Source organism: Haematospirillum sp. 15-248 (genome assembly GCF_012102665.1).
Taxonomy (GTDB): domain Bacteria; phylum Pseudomonadota; class Alphaproteobacteria; order Rhodospirillales; family Rhodospirillaceae; genus Haematospirillum.
Genome location: NZ_JAAVTF010000004.1, coordinates 94,047 through 111,884 on the forward strand (window position 1 = coordinate 94,047; position 17,838 = coordinate 111,884).

The following is a 17,838-nucleotide window of genomic DNA, read 5'->3' on the forward strand; positions in this document are numbered from 1 at the left end:
AATAACTGGACCGTCAAGGCATGCGATCCGTTTTCAGTCTGAGGCATCCGAAGCATGGGAGTAAGAACTGTGAAACCTGTAAACCCCGTTGTTATTTCGGGGCGTGAGGTTCATCCCGTTGTTGAGGGCGGCAAGGGCATTGCCGTTTCAACCGGAACCTCCGCCGGGGCTTTTGCCGCAGCCGGGGCGGTTGGCACTTTCTCTGGTGTCAATGCTGACTTCTATGACGAGAACGGGAAGCTTGTGCCCGCTGTCTACAACGGCAAGACTCGTGCTGAACGTCACGAAGAATTGGTTGCCATGGGAATACGTGGTGCTGTTGCCCAGGCGCGTATAGCCCACGACATATCAGGTGGCCAAGGACGGCTGCACATGAATGTCCTGTGGGAAATGGGTGGGGCAGAGCGTATCCTGGAAGGGGCGCTGGCTGGTGCGTCCGGCTTGATACACGGCGTAACGTGTGGTGCGGGTATGCCCTATCGGGTTGCCGAAATTGCCGCAGCCCACAAGGTCTGGTACTACCCGATTGTCTCGTCGGCCCGTGCGTTCCGGGCGCTGTGGAAGCGCAGCTATCACAAGATCCCCGAATGGCTGGGCGGTGTTGTTTACGAGGATCCGTGGCTCGCTGGTGGTCATAACGGTCTTTCCAATGTTGAAGATCCGCTGCAACCCCAGGATCCGTACCCCCGTGTACGGGAGCTGCGGGATATGATGCGTTCTCTTGGAGCTCCTGAAGTTCCGGTCTTCATGGCGGGTGGTGTCTGGTTCCTGCGGGAATGGGCGGACTGGCTTGATAATCCAGAGATCGGGCCGGTTGCATTCCAGTTCGGGACCCGGCCTCTGTTGACCCGTGAAAGCCCGATATCCGATGCTTGGAAGCGTCGCTTGCTGACCCTCAAGCAGGGCGATATCCTTTTGCATCGCTTCAGTCCAACGGGCTTCTATTCATCGGCTGTTCGCAATCCATTCCTGCAGGATCTGGAAGTGCGCAGTGGGCGGCAGATTTCTTATGCCCGTGAAGCTGCTGAGGGCCTCAGCGAGGCGGTTCAAGTTGGTGCCCGTGGGCGTGACATTTATGTTGCGCCCCAAGATCGCGCCAAGGTTCTTGAATGGGTGGAGCAAGGCTTTACGCAGGGAATACGAACCCCCGATAATACAATGGTTTTTGTGACCGAGGCTGATGCCCGGCAGATCATGACAGACCAGAAGAACTGTATGGGCTGTCTTTCTGCCTGTTCATTCTCCAACTGGTCCCAGCATGGCGACGGGTACTCAACGGGCAGGCCGGCAGATCCGCGCAGCTTCTGTATACAGAAAACCCTGCAGAGCATTGCTCATGGGGCAGATCCAGAACATGAGTTGATGTTTGCAGGGCATAATGCGTATCGTTTCGGGGAGGATCCGTTCTACCAGAATGGGTTCATACCAACAGTTTCCCAGCTTGTGGAACGGATCCTGGCTGGCGACTGATTGCAGATCTTCCGGTGCCGGGGTGTACCCCGGTGCCGGAAGGGTTGCAGGATGTGGACAAGAGTAATGGCATGCCGATAAAAGCACAGACAGATCGCCCCGCCTTGTCGGAGCAGCTGCGGGCTGCGGGGCTTCGGCCGACCCGTCAGCGTCTGGCCCTTGCCCGGCTTCTGTTCGGAGATGGTTCCCGCCATCGCCATGTATCCGCCGAGGAGCTGCATACAGAAGCCATGGACCATCAGGTTCGTGTGTCCTTGGCAACGGTTTACAACACGTTGCACCAGTTTACGGATGCGGGGTTATTGCGGGAAATAACGGTTGAATCCGGACGGTCCTGTTTTGATACGAATACTGGTGCGCACCATCACTTTTATTTTGAACAGTCCGGTGAATTGCGCGACGTCCAGTGGAACCAGGTTGTTCTGGCCCAGCTGCCTGATCCGCCAGACGGATGCCGCATTGTCGGTGTGGATGTTGTCATCCGGGTTGCCGGTTGATGGGGCGGAAGCGGGCTCTTCTGTCTTTTCTGGTGTGATGGATCGCCAAGCATAGAATCGTGCACGGCTCCATGAATGGACCGGGGTGCTGTACATCAACACGGTTTCGTGGCACACGTACAACTCTTCATATGGGTCCGGAGGGTGTCTGCATGCTGCCTGTATCATGGCGGTCCGAGCTGGTTGCCACCTCGGTTCTTGCCTGGCCCCTGATTCTGGGCGGGCTGACCCAGGTTGTCATGGGCACTGTCGGTGTCATGATGATCGGACGCCTGGGGCCCGATGCTGTCGCAGCCTCTTCTCTTGCCACCAGCTTTCTCTGTCTGGCTATTCCTGTCGGTTTTGGTCTTGGTGCTGCGGTATCAGCCATGGTTGCCATTGCCTTGGGAAGGGGACTCCATCGCATTCGTGAAACCCGAAGAACAGCGCGCCAGGCATTCTGGATTGTCGTGCTGTCTGTCATACCGGTCTGGTTCGGTATGAGTTACGCTGAGAACTTCTTCCTTGCGATCGGGCAGCAGCCCTTATTGGCCGTGATGGCTGCGGACTATGTTCAGGTAAGCCTGTGGGGTATGTTGCCGCTATGGGGCTTTCTGGTTTTGCGCTCCTTGTGTACGACCTTGGGGTATCCACTTGTGTCCATGGTGGTGACAGCGGTGGCTATTCCCTTGAATGCAGCACTCAACTGGATACTGATCTATGGCAATGCAGGCTGTGAGCCGCTTGGTATCAGGGGGGCTGCCCTGGCGACGGTCACCGTGGATATCCTGATGTGCCTGGCGTTGTTGTTGTATGTTCTTCTTCATCCAAGGCTGCGGCGCTTTGGTTTGTTTGTTGAGATCTGGAGGCATGACTGGTCTCGTTTCTTTGAACTTCTCCGTTTTGCTGTACCCGTTGTGGCAGCATACGGTCTTGAGTTTTGTGCCTTTACAACAGCGACATTCATGATGGGCCTTGTGGGGCCACTGGAGCTGGCGGCACACGCGATTGTTATCAATGCCATCACAGTTCTGTACATGGTGCCCGTGGGTTTGTCACAGGCGGCAACTGTTCGGGTTGGTCTGGCTCGTGGTGCCCTGAATACAGCGGCCATAACCCGCGCAGGCTGGGTTCCCCTGTCCATGGGTATGGCTTTCATGGCCCTGTGTGCAGCGTGTGTTGTTCTGTTTCCCGATGTGATTGTAGCCCTGTTTATGGGGAAAAACACACGTGGGTCGGAACAGGTTCTTGGCCTTGCAACGGCGTATTTGCAGATATGTGCCCTGTTCCAGATCTTTGACGGAATCCAGAGTGTTTCGTCGGGTGTTTTGCGTGGCCTCAAGGATGCAACGGTCCCGATGATTTGCATGGGAACAGGATTCTGGGTGCTTGGTCTTCCCCTTGCTGCCCTGATGGCGTTCCCCCTTGGTCTGGGGGGGGCTGGAATATGGTATGGGTTGGCAATTGGCCTGGGATGTGTTGCCCTGATGCTGATGGTCCGCTGGATACGTCGGGACCGTTGGGCCATGCTGCCTGCACGCTGACGGGAAGGCTCCTGCTGTCCAGAGCCTTCCCTGCCTGACGTCAGCTGTCTGCCGGTGTGTACAGTTCCGCACCATGTTCGCGGAATGTCTGGCTCATGGTCTGCATGCCCTGCTCTATCTCCCGTCGGGCTTCGTTGCGGATATCCTGTGTAATCTTCATCGAACAGAATTTCGGACCACACATGGAACAGAAGTGGGCTGTTTTGTGCGCTTCCTTCGGAAGAGTCTGGTCGTGGAATTCCTTCGCCTTTTCCGGATCCAGAGACAGGTGGAACTGGTCCATCCAGCGGAATTCGAACCGTGCCCGTGACAGGGCGTCGTCACGGACCCTGGCCGCCGGGTGGCCCTTGGCAAGGTCAGCCGCATGGGCCGCAATACGATAGGTTACAACGCCGGAACGTACATCTTCACGGTCGGGCAGGCCAAGGTGCTCCTTGGGGGTGACGTAACACAGCATGGATGTCCCGAACCAGCCGATCATGGCCGCTCCGATGGCCGAGGTAATGTGGTCGTATCCGGGTGCAATATCGGTGACCAGGGGGCCAAGGGTATAGAACGGGGCATCGCCGCAGAATTGCTTCTGTTTGACCATGTTGTCCTGCACCTTGTGCATGGGTACATGGCCGGGACCTTCGATCATGACCTGGACATCGTGGTCCCATGCAATGCGGGTCAGCTCGCCCAGTGTTTCCAGTTCTGCAAACTGTGCCCGGTCATTGGCATCGGCTGTTGATCCCGGACGCAGCCCGTCTCCGAGAGAGAACGACACGTCATAGGCCTTCATGATCGCACAGATGTCATCAAAATGCGTGTACAGGAAGTTCTCGCGGTGATGGGCCAGGCACCACTTTGCCATGATGGAACCACCGCGCGATACAATGCCGGTAACGCGGTCAACGGTCATCGGGATGTAAGCCAGGCGCACGCCGGCGTGAATGGTGAAGTAGTCCACGCCCTGTTCGCATTGCTCGATCAGTGTATCGCGGAAAATATCCCAGGTCAGGTCTTCCGCAATGCCACCTACTTTCTCCAGAGCCTGGTAGATGGGGACTGTTCCGATGGGAACCGGGCTGTTGCGCAGGATCCATTCGCGGATGTTGTGGATGTTGCGGCCGGTTGACAGGTCCATGACCGTATCAGCGCCCCAGCGGATGGCCCAGACCAGCTTCTCCACTTCTTCGGCCACGCCCGATGTTACGGCAGAGTTACCGATGTTGGCGTTGATCTTGACCAGAAAGTTCCGCCCGATAGCCATCGGTTCCAGTTCGGTGTGGTTGATGTTGGCCGGAATGATGGCCCGTCCTTCCGCAACTTCCTGTCGCACCCAGTCAGGCGTGATGTCATCGGGGATGGCGGAATCCCAGGGCACACCGTCACGGGGTCCAAGCCGGTCGATGGTTTCCCGGGCCTGTTGGCGCAACAGGTTCTCCCGGATGGCGACAAATTCCATTTCCGGGGTGATGATGCCGCGTCGGGCGTAGTGCATCTGGGTGACGTTATGTCCGTTGCAGGCGCGACGGGGTGCCCGCTTGTGAGGAAATTCAGGCACGCTGTGGATGCCGGCGGCATGCCCGTTGTCTTCGGGAAGGACAGATCTGCCGGTATAGCTTTCGGTATCCTTGCGGGCCTCGATCCAGCCGCTGCGGATATCGGGCAGGCCCTTGTCGATGGCAATCTGGACATCCGGATCGGTGTAGGGGCCCGATGTGTCATACAGCCGTACCGGGGGTTCATGGCACGAGGGGTCGAGCGCGACTTCCCGGAACGGGATGCGGCTTCCCGATGGGCCAGGAACGTGGACTTTCCGGGACCCCGGGAGTGGTCCGACGGTAATGGCTGCGCTCTGGAAAGGTTGAAGGACAGAATTCATCAGGTCTCCCCCTGCGGATAGTTTCGGACACAACCGGATACACGCGAAGCAGGGGGGCACGGAAGCTGTGTCAGCTCCTTGCTGTTCCTGTCCCTCCGCCGGTATGACCCGGATCAGGTTCAAAGGGTTTCCGGCCAGTCAGCCAGATCTCAGCGCCTTGGCCCGGATGTGAAAAACGGACGGGGGCACCCCTCGGAACAGCGACAGGATGGCGGTCTGCCCTGCTCCTGTCAATCACGACAACGGAATTCAGTGCTGGTGCTCGTCGCCCTGCAGGTTCAGCGACCACATCAAGCCAAGCACGGCACCCTTGGCCCGGGGCAGGGCTGTGCGGACCATTTCGGCCCCGATCGGCATCCAGATCAGGAAGTGGGCCCAGAGGGGTGGCTCAAACAGTTTTTCCACGGAAATGACGGCGGGCAACAGAACATGTCCCAGAAAAAGAATGGTGACCCATGGGGCCAGGTCGTCGGTTCGGATGTGGTCAAAGACTTCGCCACATCCGGTGCAAGACGGAACAGCACCAAGATAGGATGCAAGCAGGGGATGGTTGCCGCAGCAAGGGCAACGCAGGTTCAGCCCCCGCCAGACAGAGCGCCACAGTGGACGCTGTGCGCGCAGTGTCCGGTTCTGGTGCTGGTGTTTCTCCCACTCCTTTTCCCAGTTGCTGGGTGTCGGCTTGCTGTTCGTGTTGGTCGGGCCTTGTTCATGGTGTTCAGTGGGCATGGTGTGTTCTGGTGCTCCCGGTGGCATGAGAGTGGCGGATTGCTACGGTTCGTTGCTGGTGGTATTGCTCCCCGCTTTGCAGCATGCGCCCTGTTCCGGTTGGCGTGAAGGCGGAACAGCGGTTGAAACGGTGGTTAAAAGGCCGTATCTACAAGACGCACGTGTCTTTTCGGGGAGAGTGCCGTGGGCACACCAGAACAAACGGCTTGTGGTCGGCGCATTCTGCTTGTCCTGTCGGGCGGAATTGCAGCCTGCAAGGCACCAGACCTGATACGGAGCCTGCGTGAGCGCGGGTTCTCTGTGCGGTGCGTGATGACCCAGGCAGCGGCCCAGTTTGTTACGCCACTCACCGTCTCGGCCCTTTCGGGTGATACGGTGTACCAGGATTTATTTTCCCTGACAGATGAAGCCCAGATGGGCCATATCCGCTTGTCGCGGGACGCAGATCTGGTTCTGGTTGCCCCCTGCACGGCAAGCTTGATGGCGCGCATGGCAACTGGCCTGGCAGATGATTTGGCGTCTACGGTTCTTCTGGCGACGGACAAGCCGGTCATGATTGCGCCAGCCATGAATACCAGGATGTGGGAACACCCGGCAACGCAGGCGAACCGCAGTACGCTTCTGGAGCGTGGGATCCGTATTATTGAACCCGGTGTCGGTGAACTGGCATGCGGGGAGTATGGTGTTGGCCGCATGGCCGAAGTACCCGGAATTGTCGCGGCGGTGGAGGCTCATTTCCGGCTGCATGAATCCAGGTCTGTTCTAGCGGGCCTGAGAGCCTTGGTGACCAGTGGGCCAACGATAGAGGCCATTGATCCGGTGCGTTTCATCAGCAACCATTCTTCCGGGCGTCAGGGCCATGCTGTCGCTGCGGCTCTGGCAGCGTTGGGGGCTGATGTGACCCTGGTCCACGGACCGGTCTCCCTTCCGGTCCCGTCTGGGGTATCCGCTGTGCCTGTCCAGTCTGCCCGCGAGATGTTGCAGGCCTGCCTGTCCGTGATCGAGGAGGGCAGGGTTGATGTTGCCGTTTGTGTGGCTGCTGTTGCAGACTGGTACGCACATTACACATCGTCCAAGATCAAGAAGGGGCAGGACCCTGCGCCGTTGTCCCTGACTTTGCACCCCAATCCGGATATTCTGGCGACCTTGTCCCGACCGGGTCCACATCGGCCACGTCTGGTGATCGGCTTTGCGGCTGAAACCGGTGGTCTGGTTGAGCAGGCCCGCGCCAAGCGGCAACGCAAGGGATGCGACTGGATATGTGCGAACGATGTCTCCCCGGGGACCGGTACGTTCGGGGGCATGCGCAACACCGTGTATCTTGTTACTGAAACAACTGAAGAATCCTGGCCTGCCATGGACAAGACCGAGGTGGCGGCCCGTCTGGCCCGGTCTGTTGCCTCTGCCCTTGGATGCGCCCCATCTGTTTCCTCTTCTGCCGAGAAGGTTTCCTGACAATGACAACATCTGCTCCGACCATTCGCGTTTCCGTGGTTCGTTTGCCGCATGGATCCGACCTGCCCCTGCCAGCGTGTGCGACGGAGCTGTCTGCCGGTATGGATATGTTTGCGGCCTTGGAGAGTGCCGTGACACTTGAACCCGGCAAGCGCGCCCTGGTGCCGACCGGTCTTGCGTTTGCGTTGCCGGCTGGCTTCGAGGCCCAGGTTCGCCCGCGTTCCGGGTTGGCGGCCAAACACGGCGTGACGGTCCTGAATACACCGGGCACCATCGATGCCGACTATCGCGGCGAGGTAAAGGTTATTCTGGTCAATCTGGGTGATGAGCCCTTTGTTATTGAACACGGCATGCGTATTGCGCAGGTCATCTTTGCCCCTGTGACCCGTGCCGTATGGGCCGAGGTTGAAACGCTTCCCGCAACAGACCGGGGTGAAGGTGGTTTTGGGTCAACCGGTACCCGTGCACAGGAGGACAGGGTCGTTCTGTCGTGTTGAAGCCATCACGCAAAGCGTGGTTTGCCCTTGTGGCTGTTCTCGACATTGCCTGTCACGCGGGCGGGCAGCCTGTTCAAAGCCAGGATATCAATCACAGGCAGGGCATTCCCCGCCGTTATCTGGAAAAATCCCTGCAGCACCTGGTGCGTTCTGGTTTGCTGCAGGGGGTTCGCGGACCTCGTGGCGGGTATCGTCTGGCCCTTGAAAGGCGGCGTATTACGGTTGGTGCCGTCCTGCGTGCTGTTCAGGAAATGGAAGAAGAAGGTACACACGATACTCTTCCGGATTCAGCTCTTGGGCAGATGGTGGTGCGCCCGCTCTGGGATGATATGCAGGATGCCCTGATGAAGCGTCTTGAGGCTGTTTCTATTGATGACTTGTGTTTGCGTGCGCGTCGGGAAGGTCTTTTCCCCGAGGCGGGACACGGTATCGATTTCACAATCTGAGAGTTGTGATGACGGTACCTGAAATACTGTACAGCAAGGGGGATATTGATGACATCCGTGACAGCTTCGTTCCGTGGTCGTATTTACGACAGTATCCTCGATACAATTGGCGCCACGCCGCTGGTTCGTCTGAGGCGTCTGGCGGCTGATGCCGGTGTTCATGCCGATATTCTGGGCAAGTGTGAGTTCTTCAACCCTCTGGCATCAGTCAAGGACCGCATTGGCGTGGCCATGGTGGAAGCCCTGGAGGCCGAGGGGCATATCCGGAGGGGGACTGTCCTGATAGAAGCGACCTCGGGCAATACGGGCATCGCCTTGGCTTTTGTTGCTGCGGCCAAGGGATATCCCCTGATTCTGACCATGCCCGACAGTATGTCTGTGGAGCGGCGCAAGATGCTGCGGCATCTGGGGGCGAAGCTGGAGCTGACGCCGGCCGCAGAAGGAATGAAGCGGGCCGTTGCCCGTGCGGTGGAACTTCTGAAGGAAATCCCGGGATCTGTTATGCTGCGCCAGTTTGACAACCCGGCCAACCCTGCCGTGCACCGGGCGACAACGGCCGAGGAAATATGGGCTGATACGGCGGGTGAGGTCGATGTTGTTGTTTCCGGCATTGGAACCGGCGGGACCATAACCGGTATCGGGGAGGTTCTGAAAGCCCGGCGTTCCGGGATCCATATTGTTGCCGTTGAACCGGAAGACAGCCCGGTCCTTTCAGGCGGTATGCCGGGTCCACACAAGATTCAGGGGATTGGTGCCGGCTTTGTGCCGTCTATCCTGAACACATCAGCTTATGATGAAATCCTGCAAATTGGTAACGAGACATCTTTTGCCATGGCGCGCAAGGTTGCCCGTCTGGAAGGGGTCCCCGTTGGTATTTCCGGTGGAGCCGCATTGGCTGCTGCGCTGGAAGTTGCAGCTCGCCCGGCCTTTTCCGGGAAAAAGATCGTCGTCATTCTGCCAAGCTTTGCCGAACGTTATCTGTCAACAGCCTTGTTCGAGGACAGTTGATCCTCGACAGGGGCAGGACTCTGGGCCATATCTGTACCGGGCGTGTGTGCCCTTCCTTTTTCCTGCCGTTGTATGGTTCTTCTCATGGATTTTACCGAAGAACAGGTCCGTCGTTATGCCAGACACATCCTCCTGCCCCAGGTCGGGGTCAGGGGACAAGATGCCCTTTTGTCATCCCGTGTCCTGGTGGTGGGGGCAGGGGGGCTTGGGTCTCCTGTCCTGATGTATCTGGCTGCCGCCGGTGTGGGGACGTTGGGGATTGTTGATGATGACCGGGTTGACCTGTCCAATCTGCAGCGTCAGATCGCCCATACAACGGACCGTGTCGGGAAGCACAAGGTTGACAGCGCGTGCCGGACCATCCGGGACCTGAACCCGGATGTGAGGGTTGAAGCGGTTGTTGAACGATTGCTGCCGGACAACGTTCAGGATCTGTTTTCCGGCTATGACCTGATTGCCGATTGTTCCGATAATTTTGAAACCCGTTTCCTGGTTAACGATACGGCTGTGCGTGGCGGCAAAACATTGGTCAGTGCTGCGGTGCTGCAGTTTCAAGGGCAGTTGTGGACGGTTCGTCCCGGTGGGGAGGGGCCGTGTTGTCGTTGTCTGTTCCGCGAGCCGCCCCCTGCCGGAGACGGTCCCTCCTGTGCCGAGGCCGGTATTCTGGGGGCTGTGGCAGGTGTGCTGGGAACGTTGCAGGCGACTGAGATTCTGAAAGAGCTTCTGGGGATTGGTGAGGGGTTGTGTGGCCGGGTCCTTGTGTATGACGCCCTGTGCGCCCGGATGAGAACAATCACGGCGCATCGTGATCCGGAATGCCCGCTATGCCCGGAACCAGCTTCTGCCAATTCCGGGCTTATTCTCTGACGTTGTATGTTGCCTGCCTCAGCTTCCCGGGCTTTTGCGGTTGAAGGTTCCCGGGGCCGGTGAAACAACCTGTGGACCCGCTGGCTGGATTTCCATGACAGCCAGTCCACGTTCGACAATTCCGTCGGGGCGGAAGCGGAACAGGCCATCCCATCCTTCAAAGCCAGACGGATCTGTCAGTTTCTCGGGACGAAAGGCTTGCCCGGGGTGTGCTGCCATGGCGGACAGGCGTGCTGCCAGTGCGGTCAGATCGTAGCCCAGGCTGGCAATTTGGCTCGATGGCGGCTTGCCAAAGGCTTCCTGGTAGCGGTTGATAAAAAGCCCCCGCGCCGCAGGAGGCGAAGCCGGATACCATGCCCCGCGCAGGCCTGGGTCTGTCCGGGTGGTACCTTCGTTCCACAGCATGGGGCCGATCATACGAACGTTGGAGGATGTGACATCAACGCTGGCCAGAAGGGCAAGATCTTCCATCAGGTCTGTGCCCGAAGATGTCATCAGAAGGGCGTCGAACGGCAGGGCCCCCGCTGTTTCACGGATTTGCAGTGCGGCGGCAAGTTTTACGGACTCCGGATCGGTCTTGTTTTCCAGACTCTTCAGTTGTCGGTTCCGCTCGGCAACCCGGGCTTGGAAAGATGTCAGCGTGGCGATTCTGGACCGGGCATCTTCCCCCGTTGTGCGCAGCAGGGTATTGACCAGTGTGCCGCCCGCTTCCATGACAGCCTGCTCGTAGGCACCGGCCATTGCCCGTCCGAATGGTGTGTCGGTGGACAGGACCGCAAAGCGGGTCAGCCCTTGTTCACGGGCGTAGGAAACAACGCGTGTGGCTTGTTCCCGAATCAGGAAACCAGCAACATATATGCCGTGTTCAGCTGCTGTGGGGTCTGTTGTCAGGGTCAGGGCCGGAACGCCGGCACTCTGAACCTGCGTGGCAATAGCCTTGACTTCAGAAGAGAACAGGGGGCCGATCAGGATTGATGCCCCGTCGGTAATCGCGCGTTCGGCAGCCCGTCTGGCACCGTCAGGTGTACCGGCTGTATCATAGGGATGCAGGGATGTTGAATCGCCGCCCATGTCAAACAGAGCCAGCTGGGCCGCATTGACAATGGACTCTCCGGTCTTTCCGGTTTCACCACTCAGGGGAACCAGAATGGCGACCTTTGTTTTTCCCTGGAGGAGATCCTGCCGGGTGACAGATTTTCCGCTCTCTGTCTGTGACGGGGTCTTCTCCCCGTGCGGTGGGGATGCTAGGTCTATGCCTTTGCAACCGGCAACAAGAGCAAGGGTCATGATACTGGCCAGTGCCACAAGCCGCTTGAGACAGGCAGGATAACGTGAAACCCGACTCCCCGGGAAAGAAGAAAGGTGCACGGTTAACCTCCGGTGCCACTGGAAAAAGAGAAGGCCATGCTAGCGGTCATGATGCCGTTAGTAAACCTGTGCCAGAACGGACGCTGTCTGCCGGCCTGTATATTGTTGCCACACCGATTGGCAATATGGGCGATATTACGGAACGGGCCTGTCGTGTTCTGGCGGGCGCAGATGTTGTTGCGTGCGAGGATACCCGGGTCACCGGGGCCATGCTCAAGCGGCTGGGTATGTCTGTGCCTCTTCTGGCTTATCACGAGCATAATGCGGACCGGATCCGTCCGCAGCTTCTGGCTCGTGTGGCCGGTGGCGAGGCTGTTGTCCTTGTCTCCGATGCTGGAACACCGCTGATTTCCGACCCCGGATACAAACTGGTCCGCAGCGCTGCCGATCAGGGCCTGTCTGTCATTCCGGTTCCCGGTGCTTCGGCGTTGCTGACAGCGCTTATGGTTGCCGGCCTGCCGACGGACCGTTTTCTTTTTGCCGGTTTTCCGCCGTCCCGTTCAAAGGCAAGACGGGACCTGTTCGCTTCCCTGGCAGCGGTTCCGGCAACACTTGTTTTTTACGAGTCCGTTCATCGCTTGCCCGAAAGTCTGGCCGATATGGCGGCTGTTCTGGGTGATCGCCCGGCCGCAGTCTGTCGTGAGCTGACAAAGCTGTATGAAGATGTACGGCGTGGGGCCCTGCCGGAGCTGTCCGCCCTGTATGAGCAGGAGGGGGCACCGCGTGGCGAGGTTGTGGTAGTCGTAGGGCCTCCGTCCGACACCGGCGAGCCTGTCTCCGCAGACGATATCGATGCCCTTTTGCGGCAGTCGCTGCAAACCCTGTCGATACGGGATGCAGTGTCCTTGGTTGCGGGGCAGACCGGTGTAAAGAGGCGTGATGTCTACGCGCGGGCCCTGGAATTGACAACGCCGGGACACATGCATGGTGACTGAGGGCTGTTCCGGGTCATCAGTCCGTGGTCGCCAGGCCGAGCAGGTTGCGGCTGTGTTCATGGAGCTGATGGGCTGGCGCGTTCTGGGCCGGAATATCCGTGGTGAGCGTGGCAGCGGGGTCGGTGAGCTTGATTTGATTGTCTGCCGGAAGAACCTTGTTGCCTTTGTCGAGGTGAAAGCGAGGGATCACGTGCCGGATGCCCTGGAGGCGCTGTCATCCCGTCAGCGATGTCGCCTTGAGCGTGCGGCAGAAATGTGGATGTCCTGCCATGGGGATGTATCCTGTCAGGGGGTTCGCTTTGATGTTGTTGTCCCGCGGTCCGGATGCCCGCAACATGTTCCGGATGCTTGGCGCCCTTGGGGGTAGTTTTTGATTCTTATTCGCTGCACAATGCCTGTATGAGGCAAAAAGCACGCGGGTATAACGGCTTGGTCCCGGTCTTTTTTCTCCTGCTTGCCCTGTTTTTGACACCGGGGTGTACCAAGCAGGGGGTTCTTGTTGGTGCGGCCTCGTCCCTTGTTTCTGCGGCGCGTGAAGAGCGCGGGATTGAAGGCGTCGCCACGGATGCCTGGATCTATACAGAGATCCAGCGTCTGTTTCTGGAGGAGGACCACGCGCTGATAACCGACATTGATGTAACAGTCTTCGAGCGCCGTGTGCTTCTGACCGGTATGACCGAAGATCCCAAAAAGGCCCGTGTTGCTGTGCGTCTGGCTGCATCACCCCGCCCGGTCATCGAGGTTATTGATCGTATCCGCCGCTTGTCTCCGGATGAGGATACCGAATACCTGCGCCCTGTCGTGACCCTGAGAGATACACTGATTGCGGCAGAGATCCGCTCTGCACTTATGTTTGATGCCCAGATCCGCGCCATCAATTTCTCGGTCGATGTCGTGGATCGCGTTGTCTACCTGATGGGCATTGCCCAGAATCAGGAAGAGTTGTCCCGGGTCCTGGACTGGTGCCGTTCAGCAGGGTATGTGCGGGATGTGGTCAATCTTGCGGTGCTGCGTACGGACGGGCGTCGTCTTGCATCCGGAACCCGTTTGGCGACGGATTTCCCCGAGGGAGGGCTTTGATGGCAAATCCGGTCACGGACCATATTCTCGACACCTTGTCGGCGGTTGATGATCATGCATTGGATCTTGCCATGGCGGCCCTTGCCTTGGCAGACACAGCCCGGCCCGGACGTTGCTTTGAGTCTTATGTCACCCATCTTGGTATCCTGGTTGCGGAAGCCCTGCGCGAAGCTGGCCGGGCGTCAATGCCGGAGGGTGCCCGCCGGCGGAGCGAGATCCTGCGGTTTGTTCTGGTTGACCGCTGGCATTATCACGGTGATGTCGAAACGTACGAAGATCTGGACAATGCCGACCTGATGCAGGTGATAGACCGGCGCAAGGGACTGCCGGTTACCTTGGGGATCCTGTATCTGCATGTGGCCCGCAAACTGGGTTGGGATGCCGATGGCCTGGCGTTCCCGGGGCACTTCCTGATCCGTGTGTGCGGTAATGCCGGGGACCGTGTCATCATGGATCCGTTCCACGATGGTGTCGAGATTTCACCGGCTGATTTGCGAGCCTTGTACAAAAGCGTCAAGGGGCAGGGAGCCGAGCTGGCCCCCGAGGCCTATGCTCCGGTTACCAACCGCGAGATCCTGTTGCGCCTACAGGGGAACATCCGTCTGCGTGCCCTGCAGGAGGGGGACTATCCAACAGCCTTGGCTGCGGTCCAGAGAATGCTTCTGATTGCCCCGTCCGATTTTCGTCTGTGGCGGGAAGGCGGTTTGATGCATATGCGTCTTGGTGACCTGGACAGCGCCCTGACAGCTCTGGAACGTTATCTTGGTATTGCCCCTCCGGGACCGGACCGGGACAGTATTGCCCGTGTGATGGAAGAGTTGCGTCAGGGGCGGTCTTGAGCCGAGTATGGGGGCACTTTTTACCGTGGACCCTTTTGCGTCCTGTTCAGAATGGATGTTGCCTACATGAGTCTTGCTGTTGCCGTTCAGATGGATCCGATGGAGTCTGTTTCCATCGATGGGGACACCACGTTTGCCCTGGCGGAATGCGCCCAGTCCCGGGGGCATCGGCTGTGGCACTACCAGCCACGTGATCTCAGCTTCCGTGATGGGGTGGTTACGGCCTGTGCCCGTGCCCTGATCGTGCGCCGCGAGCGGGGGAACCACTTTACCCTGGGGCCTGCCGAGACCCTGGACCTGTCTGCTGTGGATGTGGTTCTGCTGCGTCAGGATCCACCGTTTGACATGAGTTACATTACCAATACTCACTTACTGGAGAAAATTCATCCCCGCACCTTGGTCGTCAATGATCCGGTAGAAGTGCGCAATGCCCCGGAGAAACTGTTCCTGACCCGTTTCCCGGGGTTGATGCCGCCGACCCTTGTTTCTGCTGATCCAGATGCTATCCGGGCCTTCCGGGCCGAGCACCGGGACATTATTCTCAAGCCGCTGTATGGCAATGGCGGTGCGGGTGTCTTTCATCTGAAGCCTGATGACGAGAATCTGGGATCACTTCTTGACATGTTCTTCCAGCAGTCCCGCGAGCCTTTGATGATCCAGCGCTACCTGCCCGAGGTACGCAAGGGCGACAAGCGTATTATTCTGGTGGATGGCAAGCCTGTCGGTGCCTTGAACCGTATCCCGGCTGATGGTGATGCCCGGTCCAACATGCATGCGGGAGGCAAACCTGTTCCGGCTGAACTGACCCCACGTGAAGAGTACATTTGTGCGACCATTGGACCGGAGCTGAAATCACGGGGCCTGATTCTGGCCGGTATTGATGTGATCGGGGACTGGCTGACAGAGATCAACGTGACCAGCCCGACCGGGATCCAGGAGATTCGGCGTTTTGACGGGACAGATATCGCCTCTCTTGTCTGGGATGCCATTGAATCGCGCCGGACCCGGCCTGCCTGATGTTCCGGCTGGTATTTCTTTTGACAACGTTCTGATTTTGCCTGTCTTCTGTAAGATGGGGCTGATATGGTCCCGCTTCTTTTCGATTTGGGCCACAGCCCATGTCTTTTACTGGAAGAATGGCGATCCCTGATGCTGTTTCTGGAAGGTATGATCGTTGGTTTTCTGATCGCAGCTCCGGTTGGACCTGTGGGGATCATGTGCATCCGCCTGGCCCTGAATGACGGTCGTGCCGCCGCTTTTGTCGCCGGTCTCGGGGCTGCTGTGGCTGATACCTTCTATGGCGCGGTTGCCGGTTTCGGCCTGTCACTGGTTTCCGGCTTCCTGATGGAATACCGCGAGGCGTTGTCGCTCGTTGGCGGGTCCGTTCTTCTGGTTCTGGGCATCAGGACATGGCGCCAGCCACCGCCGGAGTTACGGGCTGAATCCGGACTTCACCCCGGTCTCTGGCGTGACTTCACAGCCACATTGTTGCTGACCCTGACAAATCCAGCCACAATTCTGGCCTTTATGGCTGTGTTTGCCTCTCTTGGTTCGGTCCGGGCCGGTGAAAGCCCAGCCCGGGCCTTTACCCTTGTTGCCGGGGTTTTTGCCGGGTCAGCCTTGTGGTGGTTTACGCTTTCGGCGCTGGCCGGGGCTGTTCGGCACCGCTTTAGCCCTGTGTGGCTGACGCGGCTTAACCTTTGTGCAGGCGGGCTTTTGTTCCTGTCCGGTGTGGCAGCCCTGCTCAGCCTTTTTTATCTTGGCTAGTCCTTGTTGTCTGTCTTTTGGCAGCCAAGCTGACTGAGTGCTGACAGATCAGATCGTTGACTTTGCCGTTCTATCCGGAACAATGAATTCTGCGGCAGCGCGGGCCGCATGTGTGTCTTCCCACAGTACGGGAGGTTCTTCATGTCCCTGCGTCTTCAGCTTCAGGACTACCGGCTGACCACGGCGTTTATCCTGTATCACCTGCCAGACCACCCCTCCGTCCTGCAGGAGTTTGTCTGGCAGTTCTACGATGTTGCACCCCGCTACCCCGAACTCCACCGTTTCCTTCATTTCTGGGAGCGGGAGATCGAGGGGCGCCTCCATTCTGTACGGGTTTCCGGCTGCGAGCTCATTACCCCGGGAGAATGGCGAGGTGTTGATACGGAATTGCGGCTGAACTGACCGCCCTCAGCTTCCTGCCAGTGCCGGGATTCCGCCGGATGTGGAATGCTGGAAGTGCAGCGCCTCACCGGGGAAGACCAGCGGATAGGCTGCATGCGCGGCTTGTGCTGCCTCGGCAAACCCGGTCAGGATCAGCTTCAGCTTGTGCGGATAACTGCAGACGTCGCCGACGGCGAAAATCCCCTCGATATTTGTTGCCGCTGTGGTCGGATCGATACGGATTGTGTTGCGTTCCATACCCAAGCCCCACTGGGCAATCGGGCCCAGCTCGGTCGCCAAGCCAAAGAACGGCAGCAACGCATCGGCTTCCAGGCTTCGGGTCTGTCCATCCATATCAACAACATCAACACGGTGGAGAACGCCGTTCTCTCCATGCAGGGCAGATAGTTGGCAGGGCACAACCAGATCAATGGCTCCGGTCTCTGCCAAAGACTGCAGTCGGGCGGCGCTTTCCGGGGCGCAGCGGAATTTGGGCCGCCTGTGGACAACGTGGACACGGGCGGCAATATCTGACAGTGACAGGGCCCAGTCCACGGCAGAATCCCCCCCGCCGGCGATCACCACGCGCTTGTTCCGGAAGTGTTCCCGCTTGGCTACAAAGTAGAAAACGGAATGCCCCTCGTACTGCTCAATCCCTTCCAGGGGCGGACGATTGGGGCCAAAGGCACCGGCACCGGCGGCTATAATTACCACGGCAGCACTGATCCGTGTCCCTTTGCTTGTAGTCGCCAGCCAGCGTCCGTTTTCCCCACGGGTCAGGCCGGTGACCTGCTGCCCCAGATGAAAGACCGGATTGAAGGGTGCCGCCTGCTGTTGCAGGTGATCGACAAGATCCCCGGCCATAACGGATGGAAAGCCCGGGATGTCATAGATAGGCTTTTCCGGGTACAGCGCAGTGCACTGCCCGCCCACGGTATCGAGAACGTCCACAACATGACAGCGAATGCGGACCATACCGCACTGGAAGACGGTGAACAGACCAACGGGGCCGGCTCCTACGATCAGGGCATCTGTATGGTGTATGGTTTCGGTCATGAACAAGCCTGTCCTGGTGACATGCGGGAAAACGGGGGCGACAGAGTGAACTG

Annotated in this window: 19 protein-coding genes and 1 riboswitch; of the genes, 15 read left to right on the top strand and 4 right to left on the bottom strand. The window is 58.6% G+C overall.

Annotated features, from left to right (window positions below):
* Nucleotides 1-69: 69 nt before the first annotated feature.
* From HEQ72_RS05730 to HEQ72_RS05740, 3 genes are all read left to right on the top strand, one after another.
* Complete coding sequence (locus tag HEQ72_RS05730; protein WP_168020560.1) at nucleotides 70-1,470, top strand: NAD(P)H-dependent flavin oxidoreductase; 1,401 nt, start codon at nucleotides 70-72, stop codon at nucleotides 1,468-1,470.
* 71 nt (nucleotides 1,471-1,541) lie between these two features.
* Nucleotides 1,542-1,967: an iron response transcriptional regulator IrrA gene (gene irrA / locus HEQ72_RS05735; RefSeq protein ID WP_168020562.1), complete on the top strand. Its 426-nt coding sequence runs from the start codon at nucleotides 1,542-1,544 to the stop codon at nucleotides 1,965-1,967.
* Nucleotides 1,968-2,119: 152 nt separating this feature from the next.
* Nucleotides 2,120-3,490, top strand: a complete 1,371-nt coding sequence (locus HEQ72_RS05740; protein ID WP_168022834.1) for an MATE family efflux transporter — start codon at nucleotides 2,120-2,122, stop codon at nucleotides 3,488-3,490.
* A gap of 40 nt (nucleotides 3,491-3,530) precedes the next feature.
* On the opposite strand, the gene thiC is transcribed toward HEQ72_RS05740, so the two are convergent.
* Together thiC and HEQ72_RS05750 are read right to left on the bottom strand one after the other, a co-directional pair.
* The gene (thiC, locus tag HEQ72_RS05745; RefSeq protein WP_168022835.1) at nucleotides 3,531-5,360 is read right to left on the bottom strand and encodes a phosphomethylpyrimidine synthase ThiC; all 1,830 of its coding nucleotides are present in this window, start codon (nucleotides 5,358-5,360) and stop codon (nucleotides 3,531-3,533) included.
* A gap of 73 nt (nucleotides 5,361-5,433) precedes the next feature.
* Nucleotides 5,434-5,563: riboswitch (TPP riboswitch) on the bottom strand.
* A 46-nt stretch (nucleotides 5,564-5,609) separates the two neighbouring features.
* Nucleotides 5,610-6,086: a DUF983 domain-containing protein gene (locus tag HEQ72_RS05750; protein WP_168020565.1), complete on the bottom strand. Its 477-nt coding sequence runs from the start codon at nucleotides 6,084-6,086 to the stop codon at nucleotides 5,610-5,612.
* Between the two features lie 183 nt (nucleotides 6,087-6,269).
* On the opposite strand from HEQ72_RS05750, the gene coaBC reads away from it, so the two are divergent.
* From coaBC to HEQ72_RS05775, 5 genes are all read left to right on the top strand, one after another.
* The gene (gene coaBC / locus HEQ72_RS05755; RefSeq protein ID WP_168020566.1) at nucleotides 6,270-7,541 is read left to right on the top strand and encodes a bifunctional phosphopantothenoylcysteine decarboxylase/phosphopantothenate--cysteine ligase CoaBC; all 1,272 of its coding nucleotides are present in this window, start codon (nucleotides 6,270-6,272) and stop codon (nucleotides 7,539-7,541) included.
* Between the two features lie 2 nt (nucleotides 7,542-7,543).
* On the top strand, nucleotides 7,544-8,038 hold the full coding sequence (gene dut, locus HEQ72_RS05760) for a dUTP diphosphatase (RefSeq protein ID WP_168020567.1): 495 nt from the start codon (nucleotides 7,544-7,546) through the stop codon (nucleotides 8,036-8,038).
* Nucleotides 8,032-8,484 carry an RrF2 family transcriptional regulator gene (locus HEQ72_RS05765; protein WP_168020568.1) on the top strand — a complete coding sequence of 151 codons (453 nt, stop codon included), beginning with the start codon at nucleotides 8,032-8,034 and terminating at the stop codon, nucleotides 8,482-8,484. Before dut ends, HEQ72_RS05765 begins: the two co-directional genes overlap by 7 nt.
* A 48-nt stretch (nucleotides 8,485-8,532) precedes the next feature.
* Entirely contained in the window at nucleotides 8,533-9,492 is a 960-nt protein-coding gene (gene cysK / locus HEQ72_RS05770; protein ID WP_168020569.1) for a cysteine synthase A, read from the top strand.
* Between the two features lie 84 nt (nucleotides 9,493-9,576).
* On the top strand, nucleotides 9,577-10,359 hold the full coding sequence (locus HEQ72_RS05775) for a HesA/MoeB/ThiF family protein (protein ID WP_168020570.1): 783 nt from the start codon (nucleotides 9,577-9,579) through the stop codon (nucleotides 10,357-10,359).
* Nucleotides 10,360-10,377: 18 nt separating this feature from the next.
* Here the strand turns inward: HEQ72_RS05775 and HEQ72_RS05780 are convergent, their stop codons facing one another.
* Nucleotides 10,378-11,727: a penicillin-binding protein activator gene (locus HEQ72_RS05780; RefSeq protein ID WP_168022836.1), complete on the bottom strand. Its 1,350-nt coding sequence runs from the start codon at nucleotides 11,725-11,727 to the stop codon at nucleotides 10,378-10,380.
* Nucleotides 11,728-11,795: 68 nt separating this feature from the next.
* On the opposite strand from HEQ72_RS05780, the gene rsmI reads away from it, so the two are divergent.
* From rsmI to HEQ72_RS05815, 7 genes are all read left to right on the top strand, one after another.
* Nucleotides 11,796-12,662, top strand: coding sequence for a 16S rRNA (cytidine(1402)-2'-O)-methyltransferase (gene rsmI / locus HEQ72_RS05785; RefSeq protein WP_322099222.1), 867 nt, complete (start codon nucleotides 11,796-11,798; stop codon nucleotides 12,660-12,662).
* Nucleotides 12,652-13,029 (top strand): YraN family protein, encoded by a 378-nt coding sequence (locus HEQ72_RS05790; protein WP_168022837.1) that lies wholly within the window; start codon nucleotides 12,652-12,654, stop codon nucleotides 13,027-13,029. The genes rsmI and HEQ72_RS05790 overlap by 11 nt, the downstream gene beginning before the upstream one ends.
* Entirely contained in the window at nucleotides 13,020-13,742 is a 723-nt protein-coding gene (locus tag HEQ72_RS05795; protein ID WP_168022838.1) for a BON domain-containing protein, read from the top strand. Before HEQ72_RS05790 ends, HEQ72_RS05795 begins: the two co-directional genes overlap by 10 nt.
* Complete coding sequence (locus tag HEQ72_RS05800; protein WP_168022839.1) at nucleotides 13,742-14,581, top strand: SirB1 family protein; 840 nt, start codon at nucleotides 13,742-13,744, stop codon at nucleotides 14,579-14,581. The genes HEQ72_RS05795 and HEQ72_RS05800 overlap by 1 nt, the downstream gene beginning before the upstream one ends.
* 66 nt (nucleotides 14,582-14,647) lie before the next feature.
* On the top strand, nucleotides 14,648-15,598 hold the full coding sequence (gene gshB, locus HEQ72_RS05805; RefSeq protein WP_168022840.1) for a glutathione synthase: 951 nt from the start codon (nucleotides 14,648-14,650) through the stop codon (nucleotides 15,596-15,598).
* 66 nt (nucleotides 15,599-15,664) lie between these two features.
* A complete protein-coding gene (locus HEQ72_RS05810; RefSeq protein WP_322099221.1) occupies nucleotides 15,665-16,348 on the top strand; it encodes a LysE family translocator in 684 nt (227 codons plus the stop codon).
* A 141-nt stretch (nucleotides 16,349-16,489) separates the two neighbouring features.
* A complete protein-coding gene (locus tag HEQ72_RS05815) occupies nucleotides 16,490-16,750 on the top strand; it encodes an usg protein (RefSeq protein ID WP_168020577.1) in 261 nt (86 codons plus the stop codon).
* Between the two features lie 6 nt (nucleotides 16,751-16,756).
* Here the strand turns inward: HEQ72_RS05815 and HEQ72_RS05820 are convergent, their stop codons facing one another.
* Nucleotides 16,757-17,785 carry an NAD(P)/FAD-dependent oxidoreductase gene (locus tag HEQ72_RS05820; protein WP_168020578.1) on the bottom strand — a complete coding sequence of 343 codons (1,029 nt, stop codon included), beginning with the start codon at nucleotides 17,783-17,785 and terminating at the stop codon, nucleotides 16,757-16,759.
* Nucleotides 17,786-17,838 lie beyond the last annotated feature (53 nt).

Excerpts from the sequence above, each read along its gene's own strand:
- irrA (WP_168020562.1), top strand. The coding sequence starts at position 1,542 with ATGCCGATAAAAGCACAGACAGATCGCCCCGCCTTGTCGGAGCAGCTG.
- HEQ72_RS05740 (WP_168022834.1), top strand. The coding sequence starts at position 2,120 with ATGCTGCCTGTATCATGGCGGTCCGAGCTGGTTGCCACCTCGGTTCTT.
- thiC (WP_168022835.1), bottom strand. The coding sequence starts at position 5,360 with ATGAATTCTGTCCTTCAACCTTTCCAGAGCGCAGCCATTACCGTCGGA.
- HEQ72_RS05750 (WP_168020565.1), bottom strand. The coding sequence starts at position 6,086 with ATGCCCACTGAACACCATGAACAAGGCCCGACCAACACGAACAGCAAG.
- dut (WP_168020567.1), top strand. The coding sequence starts at position 7,544 with ATGACAACATCTGCTCCGACCATTCGCGTTTCCGTGGTTCGTTTGCCG.
- cysK (WP_168020569.1), top strand. The coding sequence starts at position 8,533 with ATGACATCCGTGACAGCTTCGTTCCGTGGTCGTATTTACGACAGTATC.
- HEQ72_RS05775 (WP_168020570.1), top strand. The coding sequence starts at position 9,577 with ATGGATTTTACCGAAGAACAGGTCCGTCGTTATGCCAGACACATCCTC.
- HEQ72_RS05790 (WP_168022837.1), top strand. The coding sequence starts at position 12,652 with ATGGTGACTGAGGGCTGTTCCGGGTCATCAGTCCGTGGTCGCCAGGCC.
- HEQ72_RS05800 (WP_168022839.1), top strand. The coding sequence starts at position 13,742 with ATGGCAAATCCGGTCACGGACCATATTCTCGACACCTTGTCGGCGGTT.
- gshB (WP_168022840.1), top strand. The coding sequence starts at position 14,648 with ATGAGTCTTGCTGTTGCCGTTCAGATGGATCCGATGGAGTCTGTTTCC.
- HEQ72_RS05810 (WP_322099221.1), top strand. The coding sequence starts at position 15,665 with ATGGTCCCGCTTCTTTTCGATTTGGGCCACAGCCCATGTCTTTTACTG.
- HEQ72_RS05815 (WP_168020577.1), top strand. The coding sequence starts at position 16,490 with ATGTCCCTGCGTCTTCAGCTTCAGGACTACCGGCTGACCACGGCGTTT.
- HEQ72_RS05820 (WP_168020578.1), bottom strand. The coding sequence starts at position 17,785 with ATGACCGAAACCATACACCATACAGATGCCCTGATCGTAGGAGCCGGC.